This is a genomic window from Paraburkholderia sp. J67, assembly GCF_905220265.1.
Classification (GTDB): Bacteria; Pseudomonadota; Gammaproteobacteria; order Burkholderiales; family Burkholderiaceae; genus Paraburkholderia.
The window spans coordinates 1-252 of record NZ_CAJMZK010000141.1 but is presented as its reverse complement, the minus strand read 5'-3'; the positions used below and the strand labels follow the sequence as shown (position 1 = coordinate 252).

Sequence of the window (252 nt, the reverse complement as noted above, 5' to 3'; positions counted from 1 at the left end):
GGCTCCGACGTACGTGATGGGTGGCGACACCTATAACAGCGTGGGCGGCGCGGTTACGAACCTGGACGGTCGTGTGACGCAGAACACGACGGACATCACGAACCTGACGAACGAAATCAACAACGGCACGGTCGGTCTGGTGCAGCAAGACCCGACGTCGCGCAACATCACCGTTGCGAAGGACACGGACGGCACGATCGTGGACTTCACGGGCACGGCAGGCACGCGTGTTCTGACGGGCGTGTCGAACGG

Annotated in this window: 1 pseudogene; it reads left to right on the top strand. The window is 62.7% G+C overall.

Annotated elements, in window-relative coordinates:
- Positions 1 to 252: pseudogene (locus U5782_RS41515) on the top strand (adhesin); the annotation flags it as partial.